This window comes from Paenisporosarcina sp. TG-14 (assembly GCF_000297555.1).
Lineage (GTDB): Bacteria > Bacillota > Bacilli > Bacillales_A > Planococcaceae > Paenisporosarcina > Paenisporosarcina antarctica.
Genome location: NZ_AMGD01000028.1, coordinates 111,400 through 131,252, shown reverse-complemented (window position 1 = coordinate 131,252; position 19,853 = coordinate 111,400). Strand labels below are relative to the sequence as shown.

Genomic DNA, 19,853 nt, shown 5'->3' with positions numbered 1-19,853 from the left:
CGCGAAAAGCGTCCACCGTAGCGGAAATAAACGGGTTTCTATGGTTACCCTTCTTAAAGGACCGGGCGTCATTTTGCCCGGTTTTTCTTAGTATTAATCAAGGAAAGAATCAAACGATTGTATAAAACGTTTGGCCTGTTTAGAAAGATAACGCTCTTTTAACCAGATAACAGCTGATTCCGAATATATAGTCGAGTCCTCAATTTCAAGAGTATGTAAATTGGGCATGGGAAATGATACAAGCGATGATTTAGGGATAATCGTAGCACCTACTCCTGCTGAAACTAAAGATAAAAGCATGGAGACATCTGGACATTCACAAATCACTTTAGGCTCAAAGCCATGTCGTCTACATTCCTGTAATACGATTTCAAATTGTCCTACTCCACTAATTCGATGCAGCAATAGCAGGGGAACAGTTTCAAACTCTTTCATGCTAATCTTCGTTTTCGAGAGGATCTCTGGCGTATTACTAGGGAAGACAGCAACAAACGGTTCCTTAGGTAAGTCGATTTTGGAGAATGCATTCATTTCGATGGGAAGCCGAACAATGCCCACTTCCGATTCGCGGGACTTAATTAACTGCTCAATCATAAAAGAATCTCCTTCACGCAAAGAAAAGGTGACTGCTGGATAGAGCTTTCTAAACATACGAAGTCGATCAGGCACATAAGAAAAACAAGTCTTTACAACCCCAATTGATAATTTACCTCTAAGGCCATCACTGGTCTCTTTAACTTCTGTTTTAATTTCGTCCATTTCTAGTAATATTTTTTCTGCCTTTTTATATAGCACTAAACCAGCTTGAGTTAACACCATATTTCGTCCGTTTCTTTCAAAAAGAATCACGCCTAATTCTTCCTCTAATAGTTTTAATTGTTGAGAAAGGGGTGGTTGCGCCATGTGCAACTTTTTTGCGGCTCTAGTAATCTGTCCTTGTTCGGCAATGGTATAAAAATAGCGTAGTTGTTTGATGTCCATAATTGAACGATCCTTTCTATACTTTTTTCGTATACGTTGAATACTTTATAGGTATTTTTAATATAGTTTAACACGTGTTATATTGAATTCGCCAAGTAATCAGATAAATACAAAAATTCTCAAAAAAGGATGTGTAGTTTATGTATGAACAAGCAAAACAAAAAATCAGAGGTTCAATTGCCCCTATCGTAACGCCTTTTAAAAAGGATGGTTCTTTAGATTTAGAGACATTAGCTAGTTTAATTGATTGGAATATTAAAAGTGGAAGTCATGGTATTTCAGTAACAGGAACGACGGGTGAACCAAGTTCATTAACGATCGAAGAACGAGTTCAAGTGATGGAAGCGGCTATGAAAGCGGTAAATGGACGCGTTCCATTCGTCCCAGGTACAGGATCGACAAATCATGAAGAAACATTATACCTGACAAAAAAAGCACAAGAACTAGGTGTAGATGCTGCCATGGTGATTGTCCCTTACTACAACAAACCTTCACAACATGCTCTCTATAAGCATTTTAAAGCGGTTGCAGATTCCGTAGACATTCCTATTATTATTTATAATATCCCTGGAAGAACAGCAACAAACTTAGAAGTTAAAACACTCGCAAAACTAAGCAAAGATTGTCCAAATATTATTGGAGTGAAGGAATCAAATAAAGACTTTGAACATGTTAATCGCGTTTTATTAGAATGCGGAAGAGATTTTTTACTGTTTTCAGGAATTGAACTATTATGTTATCCGATGCTTGCCATTGGTGGAGCGGGATACATAAGTGCTACCGCTAACATTATCCCTAAGCAAGTTGCAGAGTTATATGATGCATGGACAGCTGGAGATTTAAAAAGAGCACAAGAAATCCATTATGAATTAATGCCTCTAAATGATGTGTTGTTTAAAGATACCAATCCATCCCCATTAAAAGCAGCACTTGGCATGATTGGAAGAGCGCAACCGGTCCTTCGTTTACCAATGGATGTGCCAACGCAAGTATTGCAAGATGAAATTCGCGACGTGTTAAAACAATACGTAGATTTATCTGCACAACAATCGGTACAGTAAATATGCGATTTTTAAGAGCGAATTGAGGAGGGCCATAATGAAAAAATCAACAGAGATGTCTAAAGATAGTACCAACATAAAAGTGGATGATGTGAAGCTTTACATTAATGGAGAATTTGTAAATGCTCAGGCTCAAACAACCTTTGAAAACATCAACCCATTTAGCAACGAAGTCAATAACCTAGTTGCTGAGGGTCGCAAAGAGGATATGGATAAGGCTGTAATAGCTGCGAAACAAGCGTTTAAAAGTGGTCCATGGGGCTCCATGAAAATGGAAGAGCGCATGGTCTACATTAACCGTATTGCGGACTTAATTGATGAAGATGTTGAGGAAATTGCTAGCTTAGAATCAATAGATACAGGACTGCCGATTGCTCAAACTAGAAAGATGATTGCCCGCGCAGCAGAAAACTTTCGATTCTATTCCAGAATGGTTCAGTCTAAACTTCACGGAGAGTCGTACCCTGTAGACAATGAATTTATAAATTATACGATTTATAAGCCTCTCGGAGTAGTTGGATTAATAACACCATGGAATGCACCGTTTATGTTGGAAACGTGGAAAGTAGCACCAGCATTAGCGACTGGCAATACCGTTATATTAAAACCTGCAGAGTTATCGCCTCTAACAGCTAATAAATTAGCTGAAGTTATGGATAAAGCAGGCTTACCAAAAGGTGTATTTAATGTAGTCCATGGATATGGAGAAACGGCCGGCGCAGCCCTAGTCGCACATCCGGATGTAGAAGCGATCTCTTTCACTGGTGAAACGACAACAGGAACCATAATCATCAAGAACTCTGCTGATACATTAAAGAAAACATCAATGGAGTTAGGCGGGAAATCCCCATTAATTGTCTTTGATGACGCAGATCTCGAACGGGCACTGGATGCGGCTGTATGGGGAATCTTCTCCTTTAACGGGGAACGTTGTACAGCAAACTCACGTGTGTTCCTTCATAAAAACATTAAAGACCAATTTATTGAGGCTCTTAAAGAGCGCGTAGGAAACATTAAAATTGGAGACCCAATCGATCCAACAACCCAATTTGGACCACTCATTGATAAAGAACATTTCAAAAAAGTATCAGAGTACATTGAGTTAGCAAAACAAGAAGGTTGTGAAGTCATTCAAGGCATTGTTCCTGAGGGCGTGAAAGCTGGAAACTTTGTACCACCTACATTACTTTTAAACGCTACAAACGATATGAGAGTTTGCCAGGAAGAAATATTTGGACCTGTCATGGCGGTTATAGAATTTGAAACCGAAGAACAAGTTATTGCAGCAGCAAATGATGTTAAATATGGACTTGCAGGCTATGTATGGACGAATGATATAAAGAGAGGACATCGAGTAGCACAGGCGGTTGAGGCTGGCATGCTTTGGGTCAATTCTCAAAATGTGCGTGATCTCCGTATCCCGTTTGGCGGAATGAAATCAAGTGGGATTGGAAGAGAAGGTGGGCATTACGCAATCTTTGAATTCTACACAGAACCAAAAGTAATTCATATCGCTATTGGCGATCATCATATTCCACAGTTCGGTAAGAAAAAATAGTCTGAGGAGTGAAATACATGCCCGCAAAAACAGGAGCTCAGTATATTGAACGTTTAAAAAAAGCAAACAACAATATTTATATACATGGTGAGAGAGTGGAAGATGTCACAGAACATCCTGCATTAAAAAACGTCGTCAAATCAATGGCTCGTCTCTATGATTTACAATATGAAAAACCAGATAAAATGCTTTACACGTCTCCTACAACAGGAGACAAAGTAGGAATGACATTTTTGCAACCAAAAACGATTGAGGATTTAATCCAAAGACGCGAAGCTATGCAAGAATGGGCTCGGACTTCTGGCGGGATGATGGGACGCTCACCTGATTACTTGAATGCTGAAGTCATGGCGATGGGAATGAATAATAGTCTTTTTGCAGAGGCAGATCCGATGTTTGCCGAGAACGCTAGAAAGTACTATGAGTATGCACGTGAAAATGATATTAGTTTAACTCATACGCTAATTCACCCTCAAGTAAACCGCGCGAAAGCACAGCATGAACAAAAAGATGCCAATGTAGCCCTACACTTAGTTGAAAAAAATAAAGATGGCATTATTGTAGATGGGATTCGCTTACTTGCAACTCAGGGCGGTATTACGGATGAACTGATGGTGTTCCCTTCAACTGTTAAAAAAGCAGGAGAATTAGATGATCCCTATTCACTAGCATTTGCTATTCCTAATAACACAAAAGGTCTTAAATTTTTAAGTCGTGAATCTTTTGATTATGGTAAAAGCGAATGGGATCACCCTCTTTCTTCACGTTTTGAAGAAGGGGATGCGATTGTTTCTTTTGAAAATGTCTTTGTTCCGTGGGAGCGCGTCTTTGTTTGCGGAAATTCATCCGTATGTAACCGAACATTTAGAGAGACCAATGCGGTTGTTCATATGTCACATCAAGTTATTTCGAAAAATGTAGTGAAAACCGAATTTTTACTTGGTGTTGTTTTAAATATTATGGATGCGATTGGAATTGATCAGTTCCAGCATGTTCAAGATAAAGGAACCGAAATCATGTTAACACTAGAAACAATTAAATCTCATTTGTACCGGGCAGAGCATAATGCCAAACTCGATAGCTCGGGGACGATGACGCCTGATTTTGAAGCCTTAAATGCAGCACGTACATGGTATCCGAGAGTGTACCCTCGTATGATTGAAATCTTACGTGTTCTAGGGGCTTCTGGCCTTATGGGAATCCCAACAGAAGCAGACTTTACTCATGAAGAAATTGGGCCAATTCTAAACAGAGGCTTGCAAGGTAAGAATTTAGATGGCTATGAGCGTACGCAATTATTCCGTTTAGCATGGGATATGACAATGAGTGCATTCGGTAGCCGTCAAATGCATTACGAGTACTACTTCTTCGGAGATCCCGTCCGCATGGGAATGGCGTTTTTTGAAGGCTACGAAAAAGATAAATACAAAGGCTATGTACAAGATTTCTTAGACCAAACAAAAACGAAAAAGCCTCACTTCTCAAGCAATTAAGGAGGACATAAAATGGATTTCAACATTATTCGTACAGGTCGTGCCGTATTAAACGTGGTTGATTTAGACGCATCACGTGATTTTTATGTCAATGGCCTTGGATTTATAGAAACAGAATCAGATACTAATAATCTATATTTAAGAGGATTAGAAGAACATAATCATCACTCCTTACATTTAAAAAAAGCATCTGCTCCAAGTGTAGAAGTCATCAGTTACAAAGTGTATGCAGAACAAGATTTGGATTCATTAGCATCTTTATTTACTGCAAAAGGCTTAAAAACAAAGTGGCTCGAAAAAGGTGAGCAACATGCCGTTGGAAGGGCGCTACGAGTGCAGGATATTTCAGGACTTCCTGTTGAATTTTACGCACATATGGATTCGGTTGAACGTATGCTGCAACGTTATGACTTATATAAAGGCGCAAAAGTTCAACGTATCGACCACTTTAACTGTATGGTGCCAGATGTTGAAAAGGCATATAATTTCTATATAAATGAAATGGGCTTTGCTTGTTCAGAATATACAGCTGCTGAAGGTGAAAAAATTTGGGCCGCGTGGTTGCACAGAAAACCAAGTGTTCATGATGTAGCATTTATGAATGGCATTGGCCCGCGTCTTCATCACGTTGGTTTCTGGTTAAGTGATCAACTAAGTTTAATCCATGCCTGCGATGTTCTTGCTTCAATGGGCTATACAACATCTATTGAACGCGGGCCTGGCCGTCACGGAATTTCGAATGCATTTTTCCTTTACCTCCGTGACCCAGATGGACACCGTATTGAACTTTATAATGGAGACTATTTAACATGTGATCCTGATTTCAAGCCCATTCGCTGGGATATAAATGATCCAAGAAGACAGACATTCTGGGGACATGAAGCACCCGATAGTTGGTTTAATGAAGCATCTGTCGTTCAAGATATTTTAACGAATAAACCAATCGAGCTTGCGGAGCCAACATTAAAACAACATAAACCAACTTTTGTAACCTAATATAGTGAGGGATTCATGTCTATTTGAGTCCTTCGAGTTGTCATGATGGCCGAGTCGGTTTTATGATAGGGATAAGGGGGCGATGAAAATGGACGATCGCATATTTAAAACGGCAATGAGTAAATTTGCAACTGGTGTAACCGTTATTACAACTGAAGTAAATGGGGAAGTACACGGCATGACGGCTAATGCATTCATGTCTATTTCTCTAGACCCTAAATTAATAGTAGTTTCAGTTGCAAACAAAGCAAAAATGAAACAGTTAATTGATGAATCTGGAACATTTAGTGTGAGCCTTTTATCAAATAATCAACAAGAAATGTCAAACTACTTTGCAGGACAAATCAAGGAGAACTTTGATATTTCATTCAAAACTTTTGATGGATTGTCCGTAATTGATGGGGCATTAGCAAATATCACATGTGATGTTCATAACACACATCTAGAAGGTGACCATACCTTATATATAGGTAAAGTCCGTGACATCCTATTGCAAGAAGAAGGAATGCCATTAACCTATTTCTCAGGTCGATATTACAACCTCAGCTAGGCAACCACCAGAGCGCAGCGAAAAGGACTTAAGTAATAGTAGTTTTTGTGGAATAAATTGGGCGAAGCGGAATAAACCGCGTTTGAAGCCGATTAAAACGTAATCGTAGCCGAATAAACAGTATACGTAGCTTAATAAACCTCCCGCGACTCAAATAACGCTAAAAAAGCAGTGCACCAATTACGGTTGCACTGCTTTTTTTTTACTATAAGAAAATATAGTAGCATTTCAGCAAAGCGCAGCGAAAAGGGCTTAAGTAATAGTCGTTTTTATAGAATAAATTGGGATAAGTGGAATAAACCACGTGTGAAGCGGGATAAAACGTAATCGAAGCCGAATAAACAGTGTACGAAGCGGAATAAACTATGAAGTTAATGATAAAGTAGATGTTTTGAACTAATCGTGATTGAAATCACGAGATTCCTAAGTTATCCAACCTAACGGACGGAAATTTATTAGGCTATCCCCGCAGTCCCTGCGGTTAAGATACGAATTGCTTCGTTTCGAAGATTGATTCCTGCGTTAATATCTCTGTCATGATGACTATTACATGTCGGACAATCCCATTCACGCAAAGCGAGATTCTTAACGGCTTTGTGTTGATGGCCACAAGTTGAGCATAGTTGGCTGGACGCATAGTTTTTGGCGACGACAACAACTCTCTTGCCGTACCATTCCGCTTTGTATTCGAGCATCGTTCGGAACGCTGACCAACTGACTTCACTAATGGCTTTTGACAGGTTGCGGTTTTTGAGCATGTTGGACACTTGTAAATCTTCAATCCCGATAATGTCGTGGTTTTTGACAATCACGGTAGATATTTTATGCAAGTAGTCCATTCTACTGTTTGTGATTCGCTCATGAATGCGGGCAACTTTTACTTTCTGCTTCTGATAATTTCTACATTCAAACAACTTCTGTTTTTGATTTATTGCGAGTCGCATTTTTCGTGACAAAATCCGCTGTTCTTTGCCTAGTTTCTTTTCTATCATGTGGAAGTATTTCTGGTTCTTGTAGACTGTCCCATCAGAAAGGATGGCGAAGTCCTTCAACCCAACGTCGACGCCAATAGTAGATCCTGTTTCTGGATATTCTTGAATTTCAACCTCAGCTAGTAATGATACGAAGTATTTTCCACTAGTTTTACGTGAAATCGTAGCACTGATGATTCTGCCGTTGATTTCTTGACTCTTGGCAAACTTCACAAGTCCTAGCTTCGGGAGCTTCACTTGATTCCCGGCAATAGCGATATTCCCGTTCGTCTGCTTTGTGGTGTACGATTGGGCGGGATTCTTCTTTGACTTGAAGCGTGGTGACTTGTTCTGTTTCTTGAAGAAGCGCTTGAATGAATCGTCCAAGTTCTTTAACGCAGATTGAAGCGAGATACTGTCCACTTCTTTGAGCCAGTCGATTTCTTTTTTTAGTTGGGTCAATTGGGATGAACAGGAATTGTAGGTCAATCCTTTGCCTGTTTCTTTGAAGGCTGTATTCCATTTATTCAAAAAGTGGTTAAAGACAAATCGACTGCAACCGATAGTTTTCGCAATCATAATTTCTTGTTCTTGATTTGGGTACATGCAATACTTATACGCTTTGTGTCGAATCATTGTCTTCACCTCACTTTCTGATTTTGGATATAGAGTCGTATTTGTTCTTCTGTTTGTTCGCTGACTGTTGCCACAAAATAGGAAGGATTCCAAAGATGACCGCCCGACAATTGCTTTTTGAGTTGTGGGAATTCTTTGAAGATTAGTCTTGCTGAAACACCCTTCAACGCTTTGATTATGCTCGGAATGGAATGTTGTGGTGTGCAATCGACTAAGAGATGTATGTGGTCCACATCACTCTCAATTTCAGCTAAAGTGAAATCGTTGTCTGTGGCAATTTGTTGTAGAATCTCTTTTAGACGATTGTCTACATCGCCACTCAACAATTTGTGACGATATTTAACGCACCAAACTATGTGATATTGGATGGCATAGACATACCCTCTGCCGTGCTTTACTTCTGACATGCACTATCACCTCTAATTAATATTAACATATGTGAAGTGTTTTTTCTATTTATATCCTTTAAAATAAGGGTTATAGTCATTTTTAATTTCAACATATGTCGCTGAATTGACGTGTCCAAGACACACATTGACCGAAGCCGATTCATCTCACGACTAAAGTCAAGAGTGTTCTCGGCTGAAGGCATAAATGAAAATTAGAGAGGAGAGCACAATGACTACTCATTTTATAAAATTAACTGAACCCACCACAAGCCTTGTAGAGGTGTTTAATCGTTGGGAAAATGACTCAACTTTAATTCCATTGACTCGCCCTAACAGGAACCAATCAGAATTGGAATTTCGAAATAAAATAAATCTTGATGATTTAACAAAACGCCTGGAAAACCATCACATCTACCTAATATATCTCGATGACCAGTTGATAGGTGAAATGAATTATATGATCGATCCGAGCCATCTCTACAAAAAAGAGTATGGGACCGCCTGGATAGGAATCACAATTGGTGAGTCTGAAGGACGGGGAAAAGGTATTGGTTATGTAGCAATTCAATATTTGGAGGAACAGATTAAGAAGCAGGGGCTCAAACGTGTTGAATTAGGTGTATTTGAATTTAACAAACAGGCACAGAAACTCTATGAGAAGTTGGGTTACAAGAAAATTGGTAGTATTGACAGTTTCACATTTTGGCAAGATAAAATGTGGACTGATATTCGAATGGAGAAGTATATATAAAAGGGAAAATTCTTGTTAGAAATATTCTCCATATATACAACTGCATTCGAACAAGAAAAACTGACCTAGATGCGGATGACAGGTTGAAGAAGGGGTTTCGTTGAGAGACGCTGCAATCAAGGGAAACAAAAACTGTAATGGCTTATCTAGAAGTTTCTTCAAACTTGATAGTAACCACTTTTTCTGTTTCGGTAGTATATTCAATTCTTACAAAAACGCCGAATTCCTTGTCACCCTCTTTTAACCAAAGCTTAAACTTTTCGATTGTTGAATCCCCCTTAGACTCGCTTCCTTCATGCAGGTAGTCAATAATTTTGGCATTAGGATATTTTGATTGTGTCTCTTTCACAGCGAGCGCTCCCCACTTAGCGTAGGATGGAATTTCTTGTTGTACATGAGCAATAGTAGGTAAATATGTTGATGCTGAAATAATGGCAATAGAAATTCCAAGTGCAATAAATATTTTTCGCATAATTAATCTCATCTCCTTTACTATAGGATGAGTAATTTGCGTAAAAGCATTCTATATCAAGTACGTTTTTTCTAATGTGTGGGAAACTTTTTATTAAACCAAAAATAAAATAATGAACTACCCTTGTAAAATCTTTGGTTGGTTAAAGTCCATCTGTATGATTTTTCCCATTTAATACTTGAAATAATTTTAGGAGGCATTACGCTTTTGAAAAAAATTTCATTTTCCTTAATTAGTGGAGCAATAATTGGGTTGATTATCTCCTTTTTGCTAATGGATTATAAAGGTATAAGATATGAAGTCTTAGACCAAGCTGGAATTGAATCTAGATGGGTGAGGGAAATGGATTTTGATTTTGTTTTCAATGCATCCCTACTTGTTATTGGATCTTCTATTGTCCTATTTTTTGTTTTCACATTTATTGAGAAAAAGTTTGATATGAAGTAGGTTTACAATAATAATGAATTAAAACATCCTTCCAATTTGGATTGGTGTTTTTTGTGTTGTACCAAAGGTTTTTACTGTTAGAGCGACGCGAAAAGGGCTTAAGCGATAGTCTTTTTTGTGGGATAAATTGGGCGAAGCGGAATAAAACTCGTGTGAAACCGATTAAAACGTGATTGTAGCGGAATAAAATACATGTGAAGCGGAATAAAACGTGGTCGAAGCCGAATAAACAGCATGCGAAGCGGAATAAACCTCTCGCTACTACGAAGAAAATCCAATCTCGATCTTTAAGAAAATATAGTGGCTTAAACAGTCTTTAATTCATCAGAGCGAAGCGAATTAAACCTATCTAAACTAAGAATAAATCAAAAAAATCGGACTGCAATTCACAGTGCAATTCTATTTATATTACTCCAATTTCTGGAATGGGAATCCTGCTTCAAGTATAATTTAAGTTTATGAATATTCTAATAATTAAAGGGATTAACTCTAAAATATGGTAATATTACAGTAGCGTTATATTTAGATTCTTTAAAAATGTACTATATTTTTGATTTATTCAATGATGAAAAACCAATAAGGGGTGATTTTAATGAAAAAATCTTTTTTTTTACTATTATTTTCTCTAATACTGTTAAGTGGATGTGCAGAAGATAACAGATTTGATTTTGCAGGTAAAAACGAAAACTGGAATGTGTTTTATATTGTTAATGTATCTAATGGTGACACTCAAGACGCTAATGGCACTATTAAGTATGTAGGAGAAGGTCAGGCTCCTGAAAAAATTAATTATACTATAAAAACACTTTCAGGAAGTTCAGAAGGTACGGGTATTTTATTAGAAGAAGGGGTAGCCAATGCTGGACGGAGTTCGTGTGAAGGCTGTGCAATTATCCAGAAGGATGAAGAAATAGAAGTAGAAATAACTTGGAACGGACAATCAGAAAAATTGGTCTTAATAAATAAGGCCTTATCCAACTAAATGGAAGGTAATTAATATAGGAATTTCCTTCTTACACCAATTATTGTATGTGAACATTTTCTTGTACCAATTGTATGCCAAAGAATGTAGCGGAATAAAGCTCTCACAACTACGAAAAAATCAATTCGGATCTTTAAGAAAATATAGTGGCTTAAACAGTCTTTAATTCATCAAAGCGCAGCGAAAAGGGCTTAAGCGATAGTCGTTTTTGTGGGATAAATTGGGCGAAGCGGAATAAAACTCGTGTGAAGCCGATTAAAACGTGATCGTAGCGGAATAAAATGCAGATGACGCGGAATAAAACATGGTCGAAGCCGAATAAACAGCATGCGTTGCGGAATAAAGCTCCAACAACTAAGAATGGTAGCACGCTGTATATAAGGTTATGGTCATGAACTAAATAAGTTAAATTGCATAATAGTTAATATGGAAATCATCAAAACAATCATTTCGCTAATAGTTAGGATAGATTGTTTGGGGTTCTGAGAATATTTCCACTCAAAAAATGCCCTTACTCCATAATCTATTCCAATGTAAATGATCATTGCAATTAGAAAGAAGCTTAACGGATATTGCTGATATATTGACAAGGAAGAAATAATAATGATCATAAGCATAGAAGAAATCCTTATAACCCAATCAATTTTCCCATGCAATTTGTTTATGTGGTTATAAGAAAAAAACTCCTTTTTCTCTTTTTCAATATTGAGGATTTTTCTTAAAAAGTGCTTAACTACTGTAGTTACAATAAATGTGATCAATACAAAATATACCAAAAACATAAAATACCCCCTTTAAACGGAACTTCAATCACTAATTATCTTTTGTATCCCTTGTAATTAACAATAATTAAAACAAGAAATACGCAAAAGTCGATTAAAGCCAGTGTCTTAAGTTAAACCCTCTTTCTGATTAAAAGCCTTTAACGTATTTAATTTATGCTGCCTAGCGAAGTTCTCAATCTCGGTTGACGGTGTTTTTCGTCTAAGCATGTCAATGAGGATATCATGTTCCTTAACTGACTGTGGGGCACGTTTTGGATAAAGGAGAAAACCTGTTTTTCGTACGTTTTTTAAGCGATCACGTATTTGCTCCATATTTTTTACGATCATTTGATTTGGGCAATAGGAATAGATAATTGCGTGGAATTCACGATTCAACTCACTAAAGACCTCTAAATCAAAATCTTCAAGTGCCTTCTTCATCCCCATATTTTTAAATTCAAGTTCTTCAAAAGCACTTTCAGTTAAATAAGAGACACTTAATAAGGTTGTATAGCCTTCTAGTACTGCCAGAACCTCTAAAGTTTCCTTATAGACCTCCTCATTCAAGGAAAGGACTACGGCACCGGTATTCGCCTTATATTCAATTAGTTGGTCGGATTCCAGTTGATGAATCGCTTCACGCACTGGTATAGGACTTGAACCAACCTCTTTGGCAATTTGATCTATGATGAGTCGCTGACCAGGGGCGTACGTTCCATCTAAAATTCTCGATCGAATGACTTCATATGCATGTTGACGTTTATTAATCTTTTTTGTATTTTTCATATCTCAAATATATATGATTTTATATATGATTTCAACGAAAATAAATGAGAGCCTACCTTGCAAACTGGTAAGCTCTCATCAAAATTCTATTTAAACCGTTTATGGATATTGTTTTTCTTGAAAGTGCCTGCTTCACTAAATTCAACAAGCTCCAATGAGAGGGCTAATGAGCGTCTGTTAAACACTTCGGAAAAATGAGTAGTAATAACATCAAACATCGCTTGAGACGTTTCTTGTTTCACTTCAACAGAACGTCCAGCACCAATCTTCAAAGTGACATGAACAAAAGCATCATCCTGTGACCCATCGGCAACACAGTAATGTTGAAGTTCAATCGCTCTTGATCGGATTCCTCCTATGGGAAAAGTGGGAGACCTAGCAATGAGAACCTCGTTTAGTGATTTTAATAACTGCGAAATATTTGTTTCCTCTTTTAAGTTATCCGTATATTCAACGATGATATGTGGAATTTTAACTCCTCCTCTGGAATACGTCATCACCAACAATCGTGTTAACTAATCGACCAACACCTTCAATTTCTGTAATGACTTCATCCCCGATTTGCACATCAGCAAGCCCTTTTGGCGTACCTGTTAAAATAATATCGTTTTTGCTCAACGTCATAAATTCACTTAAGTATTCAATTAGGAAAGGGATATCAAAGATCATATCCTTTGTTGAACCTTGTTGAATTAGTTCCCCATTCACGTAAGTACGCAGGGGTAAATTCATCGGATCAACAATATCATGCGCATCAACAAGCCACGGTCCTATGGGTGTACATGTATCGCGGTTTTTTACGCGCAGATTAGGACGATAATAGTTTTCTAAATAATCACGAATGGCATAGTCGTTGGCTACAGTGTAACCAGCAATATAGTCATACGCATCTTGTCGTTTCACATTTCTTGCCGTCTTACCGATGACAACAGCTAATTCACATTCATAATGCATATAGGTTGCATCAACTGGTCGTCTTGACTCCGCACGATGACCAACAAAGGTATTGGGTCCTTTTAAGAATAATAGTGGCTCAGTTGGTGCTTTAAATTCAAGTTCACTTGCATGATCCGCATAGTTAAGGCCTAATGTAAAAACAGTACGAGGTTGCACAGGAGGTAACCACACGACCTCATCTTCTCTGACAATTCGTCCATCTGTTAATTGAACCATGTCATTTTTTTCAACAGCTTCGTGGATAGCACCGGCAAAGGAAACTCTAGCTCGTTTCACTGAACATCACCCCCTGAAAAAATTTCGTTTTCTGGAACGATTACATTTTCTAAAAATCCTACTTGGTCAATTTCAATGCGAATTTTGTCTCCCGCCTTAGCGAGTGGGGGATTTTCTGGAACACCTACTAAGAGAACATCGCCAGCGTATAACGTCATAAATTCTGTTACGTCCGCAATAAGTTCACTGATACCACGAATTAGGTTAGACGTAGTATTTTCTTGGACTAATTCACCATTTATATACACGCGAAGAGAAAGATTATCTGGATTTGTTATAGCAGCTTTCTCAAGTACCCAAGGACCAATTGGACAAAAACCATCCCTAGCACGATGTTTGACTGCCGGTCTGAAGAGACTTTCATGAGGGACTGTCACATCGTTGGCAATAGTGTAGCCAACTACATAATCCAATGCATGTTCTTTTTTCACATTTGTCGCCGTTTGACCAATGACAATACCGAGTGTTGCACCTATTTCTAGTTGTTCAATGGAAGCGGGAAGTGGAATAGCTGTCCCATATCCTATAACTGTGTTTGCTGGTTTTATATAAAGAATAGGTGCTTTAGGTGGTGCCTTGTAAGGGGATTCGTTGACTGAATCTCCGAGTGCAGCAAGTGTTCCCTTATAGTTTAGTAACGTGCCATAAACGGTGCCGGATACAGGAGCGTCCCATTTTAACTGGTCAGGATGAAGAGTAGAGTTGTAAATTTGTACGGTCGAGTTATAAACATCGACTGTGGCTTCTTCTGTAATTAGGCGACCTTGAAGCTTATATTGTGCTTTAAACAAGTGTATCCCTCCTAATATATATATGTTATTAAATATTATATCATATATGATTTTAAGTTCCGCAAAATTCCAATAACATTTAACTGTAATTTTTTTGATTTCTAATTTCACAAAGTATACAGTTAAGTAGAATTGACAAATGCACTAAAAGGGGTATAACTTTTCATGATTAGTAGAGAACAACTTGAAAATAATCAAGTTTGGCTATATGTTATTGTCCTAATAATAGCCGCAGCAACTGGATTACTGTTTCCTGATTTGGGAGGTCAATTAGATGTAACCATTTCTGTTGTCATTGCAGTTTTAATGTTTAGTATGTTTGCGCAAATTCCATTTACATCTTTAAAAAAGTCGTTTGCTAATCGTCGTTTTATCGGGGCTTTATTAACGGTTAACTATATAGCAGTACCTATTGTGGTGTGGCTTTTATCAAAATTATTACCTGATTATTCTCCATTATTGCTTGGAGTCTATTTAGTGTTACTGACTCCTTGTATTGATTATGTAATTGTTTTTACAGCTCTAGGCCGTGGAAATGAAAAGATAATTCTTGTTTCAACACCGATTCTATTCATTACACAAATGTTCTTATTACCTCTTTATTTATGGCTGTTTATGGGAATTGAAGCAGCAAAAATAGTAGACCCAGGTCCATTCTTTGAAGCGTTTTTAGGACTTATTGTTATCCCGTTACTAGTGGCGATGGTCGTACAGTTGTACGAAAAGAAATCCTCTAATGGGAAAAAAATAATGAATTTAACGTCATGGCTACCTGTTCCTTTCATGGCTCTTACACTTTTTGTTGTCGTTTCATCTCAAATTAGTAAATTATCAAGCTACATGGACCTGATTATTACAGTTATTCCTATCTATATTGCCTTTATGGTGATCATGCCTATTATTTCTATGTTTATTGCCAAGTGGTTTAAGCTTGATGTCGGTTCAGGTCGGGCATTAATTTTTAGTGGCTCAACACGTAACTCGCTCGTAGTTCTGCCTCTAGCGTTAGCCTTGCCGGATAACTTGAGCACATTAGTAGCGGCCGTTATCGTAACGCAGACCATCGTTGAACTCGCAGGGGAATTGATTTACATTCGGCTAGTACCCAAACTTCTATTACGCCAAAAATAATTGATTCTTAAAATGCATAAATGTTTGAAAAGGCTCCACAATTAATTTGTTGTTAAATGAAAAAATGCCATCTGCATATTTTGCAGATGGCACTTTTTTACAAGCTCTTTTCAAACCTTGTTAATCTTTCAAGTTTTTCTTAATGTAAGTGACAACTTTGCGTAGTTCTTTGGCATTTGGTCGACCAAATGGGCTGGTCTGTTTTTGTTGATATAGAATATTGCCTTTTTCATCGAGTAAGAAATAAGCAGCTTCACCATGTGTTCCATGATCTTCATAAGGGGCATCTTCACCATGGTGGAAAACCCCATATTGATTTAACAAATCTATAGGCGCATCAGAAAGGATTGGAAAAGATAAATTGAGCTCCTCTTTAAACGACTTAGAATCTTGCTGAGTATCAGTTGAAATGGCTGTGAAATGAACATTTTTTCCGTCAAAATAAGATTTACTTTCTTCAATCTCCGACAAATCAACCTTACAAACTGAACACCAAGTACCACGGAAAAATAAGATGAATCTCCAGCCTTTACGATCTATCAAATCTTGTTCAAGTGAATAACTTCCACCGTTTGCTTCTGGTAGATTAAATAATGGTGCTTGAGTTCCTAATTTTAATGAATTCATAAAAATCTCCTCTTATACGTATATTTAGTGAGTATTATTGTTTTTCTTGACGATAAGCTTAAGAAAAAAATGGTTGAAGAAATGTAGTTACTTCTTCAGGTGTTTTAGCATTGGCACTGTGAAGATGTCCAAGCTTTTGATTGTTTTGATAAACAAGGAGACTAGGAATTCCCATCACATCATTTTTGTTTGAAATCTCTTCAAATTGATCTTTATCAATTGAATAAGATGGAATCTCATTAAAACCTTCCATTACTTCTCCCATAAATACATCCATACGTTTGCAGTCAGGACACCAGTCTGCATAAAACTTTACTACTACAGGTTTGTCATGCCCTATTATTTTTTCAAACTGTTCGACTGATGAAATTTTTTCAAACATAATTAACCCTCCTTTGCCGTAATACTAAAAACATAACAAACTAAAATAAAAATAGATGTAAGATGGATTACTTTTACTAACAGATTGATTCTATATAGTTATACTTGTTCAATTTGATTGTTTGTTCATATTATCATTCTTAAGACTACTCTAAATTTATTATTTCGTTGTAGGTATAATAGTCTTGCTGAATTTTTAAAAGTGGAAAACCTTGTCTTTTTATATTTATTGGTACATGCTTTAACAACTGCCGATGCTCGAAAATATTAACCGTTTCAAAAGGAATGCCGGACTCTTTTAATTTACTTTTTACTTGATCACATCTTGTGCATCCTGGAACAATAAATAATAACTGTTTAGAAGAATGCTCATTCAAGAGAGAAGAGGGACTGATAACCATGGATAAACTGACACTCCTTTCGCATATTAATCTTTTTGAAGAGTTGCCAATGAAGGATATAAAATTGATTGATAAAAGCAGTACAATGACGCCAGTGAAAAAAGGTACACAAATTCTAATTCCTGAGCAGCCTCTAGATGTGCTATTTTTCCTTAAAAAAGGGCAAGTTCGTCTATATCGTATGAATTCACAAGGCAAGCAATTTACTACGGATATATTAGTAGACGGCAATGTTTTTGGTGAAACTGAATCTTTTATGTTAACAGATCAGCAAACCTATGCAGAGGCGATGACCGACTGTTATTTATGCACAATGGATAAAGGGAAATTTGAAGATTTTATTAGAACAACGCCTGACGTTTCGATTAAACTGATTCAAATTCTATCAAATCGATTGAAGGATACGTATGACCTTAGTGAAAAAATCGCACTCGGAGATATCCGGTATCGCACACTTTTTCTGTTATTAAAAATGAGTGAAAAAAGCGGGCAACGAGAAAAAGAATGGCAAACCATCAAAATGAAATTCACCCATGAAGATATTGCCACAATGGTGGGATCCTCTCGCGAGTCGATTTCTCTTCTAATGAGCAAGTTGAAAAAAGAAGGATTACTAAAGAAAACGATCCTCGGGTATTCAATTAAAGTAGATGAAATAAAAAAAATCATTGCTGATTAATTACAGCATTGTGAAAAAGTGATTAACAAAAATTAAAAAACCTTTGCAAGTTTATTGAGGAAAGAACCCCCCATAGACTTGCAAAGGTTGGTACTCAGGCTTTAGTAGGTTTATGGACGAGACGACTAAATACGGCAGCCATAATGAGTGAGAATCCTAAGTGGGTAACTAAACTCATTAGCTGAGCCCCTGCAAACATTTCTCCTAGCATTGATCCCATGCCCATCATCATTGGCATGATAAGTAGGGGACCCATTACCCAAATTATGACACCATGAAGAGCACCAACTACATAATAACGCTTAGATAGAAGAGTCATTGCTCCAAATCCAAGTCCAAAAATCCAGCTAATCATCATATGCATGGACCAACCAATTACCATACTTTCACTGCCTGCCATCGAGGAAATTGTCAGTATCATGCCCCTCATCTGCATAAATAATCCTAATACCACCCCAGCTACTGAACTGGCGATTAATGAAGCTTTTACAACCTTAGAATAACTTGACATCAATTCTTGTTTAACAACTACCATTGCTATCACTCCTTTTTTTTATAGTTTAAAACAATTTGCCATTATATAAAGTTAGCTATCTAACAATTCTGAAAGCATATAAAAAAGAAGCCAATCATTAGATTGGCTTCTTTTAGTTTGTATTAATTCTCACATCACATTACTTTGTCTAGAGTCTATTACTTGTGAATTAAGTTAAGTAGCACCTAAACGCACGAAAACCAATGAGTTGAGGATGTTGATCAATAAAATTATTATGCTCATCCCATAAATCATAAAAATCAAAATTTATGTTTTCGGACTGATTAATATCGTTAATTTCAGATGGAATCAGATCTACTGGGGCATTAATTACTTCAATTTTAGTAAATCCAGCTTGTTGAAGCTTCAATATCCAATCTTTTTCATTTAAAATTTCATTGATCCCGTAAAGTCTAAGAACTTTTCTTTGTAATTCGTCGGACAATTGTTCTGCAGTCATTTCAATCATGATCAAACTTCCGTCACTTTTTAATACTCTTGCTAGTTCAGCTATCGTTTTAGAAATATCAGTAAAAGCGATAATAGATTCAGCAATAATAAAATCGAAGGAATTATCCGCTAGATTCAAATCTTGTGCATCTCCTTCAATTATTTTGACTCGGGATTCCATATTTTTAAATCGCTCTCTAGCTTTTTCTAACATAATTGGGTGATTATCTATCCCAGTAACTTGACACTCAAACCTTTGAGCTAAGAAAGCTGCTGTCTGACCAGTTCCACAACCAATATCTAACACAGATTCAAATGGTTGAATGATTTCATCTTCCATGATGGATTGAGTAAGAGCAAAACCACCAGGATGTGCTCCTCCTATTCCAAAATAAGCCAAAAAATCTAAATATTTATTTAACATTCTCATTCTCCTATTGTTAGTGTTTTTCCTCTGAAAACTATAATATGCTAGCAATTCAGATGTGTAACAGCAAAGTGTATTTTATAAGTTATGTCAGTTGGCTCAGTTGTAGTAATATGAGTACTTTGTTTGAATAAAAATAGATAACAATTATCTTTTTATGTATATGGAAGGTTTATAGCCCTATCATTATCTAATAATGTTCATATTCTAGTATGAGTAACAGGAAAGGGGGGAATAAGATGTCTGGATATGGTGGTGGATCAGCCTTTGCATTGATTGTTGTATTGTTTATCCTGCTAATCATTGTCGGAGCTACTTTTGTTAGCCCTGGTCGTGGCGGTGTAGGTTATTAGACAGTAAA

Annotated in this window: 25 protein-coding genes; 11 read left to right on the top strand and 14 right to left on the bottom strand. The window is 37.1% G+C overall.

Annotation, left to right across the window (positions count from 1 at the left end; all coding sequences use genetic code 11):
- Nucleotides 1–93: 93 nt before the first annotated feature.
- The gene (locus C406_RS0110390; RefSeq protein WP_017380556.1) at nucleotides 94–981 is read right to left on the bottom strand and encodes a LysR family transcriptional regulator; all 888 of its coding nucleotides are present in this window, start codon (nucleotides 979–981) and stop codon (nucleotides 94–96) included.
- A 140-nt stretch (nucleotides 982–1,121) separates the two neighbouring features.
- On the opposite strand from C406_RS0110390, the gene hpaI reads away from it, so the two are divergent.
- From hpaI to C406_RS0110365, 5 genes are all read left to right on the top strand, one after another.
- A complete protein-coding gene (hpaI, locus tag C406_RS0110385; RefSeq protein ID WP_017380555.1) occupies nucleotides 1,122–2,042 on the top strand; it encodes a 2,4-dihydroxyhept-2-ene-1,7-dioic acid aldolase in 921 nt (306 codons plus the stop codon).
- A gap of 37 nt (nucleotides 2,043–2,079) precedes the next feature.
- Nucleotides 2,080–3,600: a 5-carboxymethyl-2-hydroxymuconate semialdehyde dehydrogenase gene (gene hpaE / locus C406_RS0110380; protein WP_017380554.1), complete on the top strand. Its 1,521-nt coding sequence runs from the start codon at nucleotides 2,080–2,082 to the stop codon at nucleotides 3,598–3,600.
- Nucleotides 3,601–3,617: 17 nt separating this feature from the next.
- Complete coding sequence (gene hpaB / locus C406_RS0110375) at nucleotides 3,618–5,093, top strand: 4-hydroxyphenylacetate 3-monooxygenase, oxygenase component (RefSeq protein ID WP_017380553.1); 1,476 nt, start codon at nucleotides 3,618–3,620, stop codon at nucleotides 5,091–5,093.
- Between the two features lie 12 nt (nucleotides 5,094–5,105).
- Nucleotides 5,106–6,089: a 3,4-dihydroxyphenylacetate 2,3-dioxygenase gene (hpaD, locus tag C406_RS0110370; protein WP_017380552.1), complete on the top strand. Its 984-nt coding sequence runs from the start codon at nucleotides 5,106–5,108 to the stop codon at nucleotides 6,087–6,089.
- 88 nt (nucleotides 6,090–6,177) lie between these two features.
- A complete protein-coding gene (locus C406_RS0110365) occupies nucleotides 6,178–6,639 on the top strand; it encodes a flavin reductase family protein (RefSeq protein WP_017380551.1) in 462 nt (153 codons plus the stop codon).
- 455 nt (nucleotides 6,640–7,094) lie between these two features.
- Here C406_RS0110365 and tnpB read toward each other — a convergent pair whose 3' ends face one another.
- Nucleotides 7,095–8,246 carry an IS200/IS605 family element RNA-guided endonuclease TnpB gene (gene tnpB, locus C406_RS0110360; RefSeq protein ID WP_017380550.1) on the bottom strand — a complete coding sequence of 384 codons (1,152 nt, stop codon included), beginning with the start codon at nucleotides 8,244–8,246 and terminating at the stop codon, nucleotides 7,095–7,097.
- 5 nt (nucleotides 8,247–8,251) lie between these two features.
- A complete protein-coding gene (gene tnpA / locus C406_RS0110355; RefSeq protein WP_026045665.1) occupies nucleotides 8,252–8,653 on the bottom strand; it encodes an IS200/IS605 family transposase in 402 nt (133 codons plus the stop codon).
- Between the two features lie 211 nt (nucleotides 8,654–8,864).
- Between tnpA and C406_RS0110350 the strand changes: the two genes are divergently transcribed.
- Nucleotides 8,865–9,386, top strand: coding sequence for a GNAT family N-acetyltransferase (locus C406_RS0110350; protein ID WP_017380549.1), 522 nt, complete (start codon nucleotides 8,865–8,867; stop codon nucleotides 9,384–9,386).
- 142 nt (nucleotides 9,387–9,528) lie between these two features.
- On the opposite strand, the gene C406_RS0110345 is transcribed toward C406_RS0110350, so the two are convergent.
- Nucleotides 9,529–9,858 carry a DUF3889 domain-containing protein gene (locus C406_RS0110345; protein ID WP_017380548.1) on the bottom strand — a complete coding sequence of 110 codons (330 nt, stop codon included), beginning with the start codon at nucleotides 9,856–9,858 and terminating at the stop codon, nucleotides 9,529–9,531.
- A gap of 207 nt (nucleotides 9,859–10,065) precedes the next feature.
- On the opposite strand from C406_RS0110345, the gene C406_RS0110340 reads away from it, so the two are divergent.
- Together C406_RS0110340 and C406_RS0110335 are read left to right on the top strand one after the other, a co-directional pair.
- A complete protein-coding gene (locus tag C406_RS0110340) occupies nucleotides 10,066–10,305 on the top strand; it encodes a hypothetical protein (RefSeq protein WP_017380547.1) in 240 nt (79 codons plus the stop codon).
- Nucleotides 10,306–10,897: 592 nt separating this feature from the next.
- Nucleotides 10,898–11,287, top strand: a complete 390-nt coding sequence (locus tag C406_RS0110335; protein WP_017380546.1) for a hypothetical protein — start codon at nucleotides 10,898–10,900, stop codon at nucleotides 11,285–11,287.
- Nucleotides 11,288–11,676: 389 nt separating this feature from the next.
- On the opposite strand, the gene C406_RS0110330 is transcribed toward C406_RS0110335, so the two are convergent.
- The 5 genes from C406_RS0110330 to C406_RS0110310 all read right to left on the bottom strand — a co-directional run bounded on the left by C406_RS0110330 (nucleotide 11,677) and on the right by C406_RS0110310 (nucleotide 14,861).
- Nucleotides 11,677–12,069, bottom strand: coding sequence for a DUF4181 domain-containing protein (locus C406_RS0110330; RefSeq protein ID WP_017380545.1), 393 nt, complete (start codon nucleotides 12,067–12,069; stop codon nucleotides 11,677–11,679).
- Between the two features lie 108 nt (nucleotides 12,070–12,177).
- Nucleotides 12,178–12,837, bottom strand: coding sequence for a GntR family transcriptional regulator (locus C406_RS0110325; RefSeq protein WP_017380544.1), 660 nt, complete (start codon nucleotides 12,835–12,837; stop codon nucleotides 12,178–12,180).
- Nucleotides 12,838–12,923: 86 nt separating this feature from the next.
- Nucleotides 12,924–13,334: a 5-carboxymethyl-2-hydroxymuconate Delta-isomerase gene (locus C406_RS0110320; protein ID WP_017380543.1), complete on the bottom strand. Its 411-nt coding sequence runs from the start codon at nucleotides 13,332–13,334 to the stop codon at nucleotides 12,924–12,926.
- Nucleotides 13,309–14,070 carry a fumarylacetoacetate hydrolase family protein gene (locus C406_RS0110315; protein WP_017380542.1) on the bottom strand — a complete coding sequence of 254 codons (762 nt, stop codon included), beginning with the start codon at nucleotides 14,068–14,070 and terminating at the stop codon, nucleotides 13,309–13,311. The genes C406_RS0110320 and C406_RS0110315 overlap by 26 nt, the downstream gene beginning before the upstream one ends.
- Nucleotides 14,067–14,861, bottom strand: a complete 795-nt coding sequence (locus tag C406_RS0110310; protein ID WP_017380541.1) for a fumarylacetoacetate hydrolase family protein — start codon at nucleotides 14,859–14,861, stop codon at nucleotides 14,067–14,069. The genes C406_RS0110315 and C406_RS0110310 overlap by 4 nt, the downstream gene beginning before the upstream one ends.
- A gap of 165 nt (nucleotides 14,862–15,026) precedes the next feature.
- Here C406_RS0110310 and C406_RS0110305 point away from each other — a divergent pair, with 165 nt between their 5' ends.
- Entirely contained in the window at nucleotides 15,027–15,992 is a 966-nt protein-coding gene (locus C406_RS0110305; protein WP_017380540.1) for an arsenic resistance protein, read from the top strand.
- Between the two features lie 120 nt (nucleotides 15,993–16,112).
- Here the strand turns inward: C406_RS0110305 and C406_RS0110300 are convergent, their stop codons facing one another.
- From C406_RS0110300 to C406_RS0110290, 3 genes are all read right to left on the bottom strand, one after another.
- Complete coding sequence (locus C406_RS0110300; RefSeq protein ID WP_017380539.1) at nucleotides 16,113–16,619, bottom strand: peroxiredoxin family protein; 507 nt, start codon at nucleotides 16,617–16,619, stop codon at nucleotides 16,113–16,115.
- A gap of 58 nt (nucleotides 16,620–16,677) precedes the next feature.
- On the bottom strand, nucleotides 16,678–17,001 hold the full coding sequence (locus C406_RS0110295; RefSeq protein WP_017380538.1) for a thioredoxin family protein: 324 nt from the start codon (nucleotides 16,999–17,001) through the stop codon (nucleotides 16,678–16,680).
- Between the two features lie 145 nt (nucleotides 17,002–17,146).
- On the bottom strand, nucleotides 17,147–17,377 hold the full coding sequence (locus C406_RS0110290; protein ID WP_237740541.1) for a glutaredoxin domain-containing protein: 231 nt from the start codon (nucleotides 17,375–17,377) through the stop codon (nucleotides 17,147–17,149).
- 22 nt (nucleotides 17,378–17,399) lie between these two features.
- Between C406_RS0110290 and C406_RS0110285 the strand changes: the two genes are divergently transcribed.
- Entirely contained in the window at nucleotides 17,400–18,080 is a 681-nt protein-coding gene (locus tag C406_RS0110285; RefSeq protein WP_017380536.1) for a Crp/Fnr family transcriptional regulator, read from the top strand.
- A 94-nt stretch (nucleotides 18,081–18,174) separates the two neighbouring features.
- Here C406_RS0110285 and C406_RS0110280 read toward each other — a convergent pair whose 3' ends face one another.
- Both C406_RS0110280 and C406_RS0110275 read right to left on the bottom strand, forming a co-directional pair.
- A complete protein-coding gene (locus C406_RS0110280; protein WP_017380535.1) occupies nucleotides 18,175–18,615 on the bottom strand; it encodes a hypothetical protein in 441 nt (146 codons plus the stop codon).
- Between the two features lie 169 nt (nucleotides 18,616–18,784).
- A complete protein-coding gene (locus C406_RS0110275; RefSeq protein ID WP_017380534.1) occupies nucleotides 18,785–19,489 on the bottom strand; it encodes a class I SAM-dependent methyltransferase in 705 nt (234 codons plus the stop codon).
- A 242-nt stretch (nucleotides 19,490–19,731) separates the two neighbouring features.
- Between C406_RS0110275 and C406_RS20180 the strand changes: the two genes are divergently transcribed.
- Entirely contained in the window at nucleotides 19,732–19,845 is a 114-nt protein-coding gene (locus C406_RS20180) for a YjcZ family sporulation protein (RefSeq protein ID WP_017380533.1), read from the top strand.
- The last annotated feature ends 8 nt before the right edge of the window (nucleotides 19,846–19,853 follow it).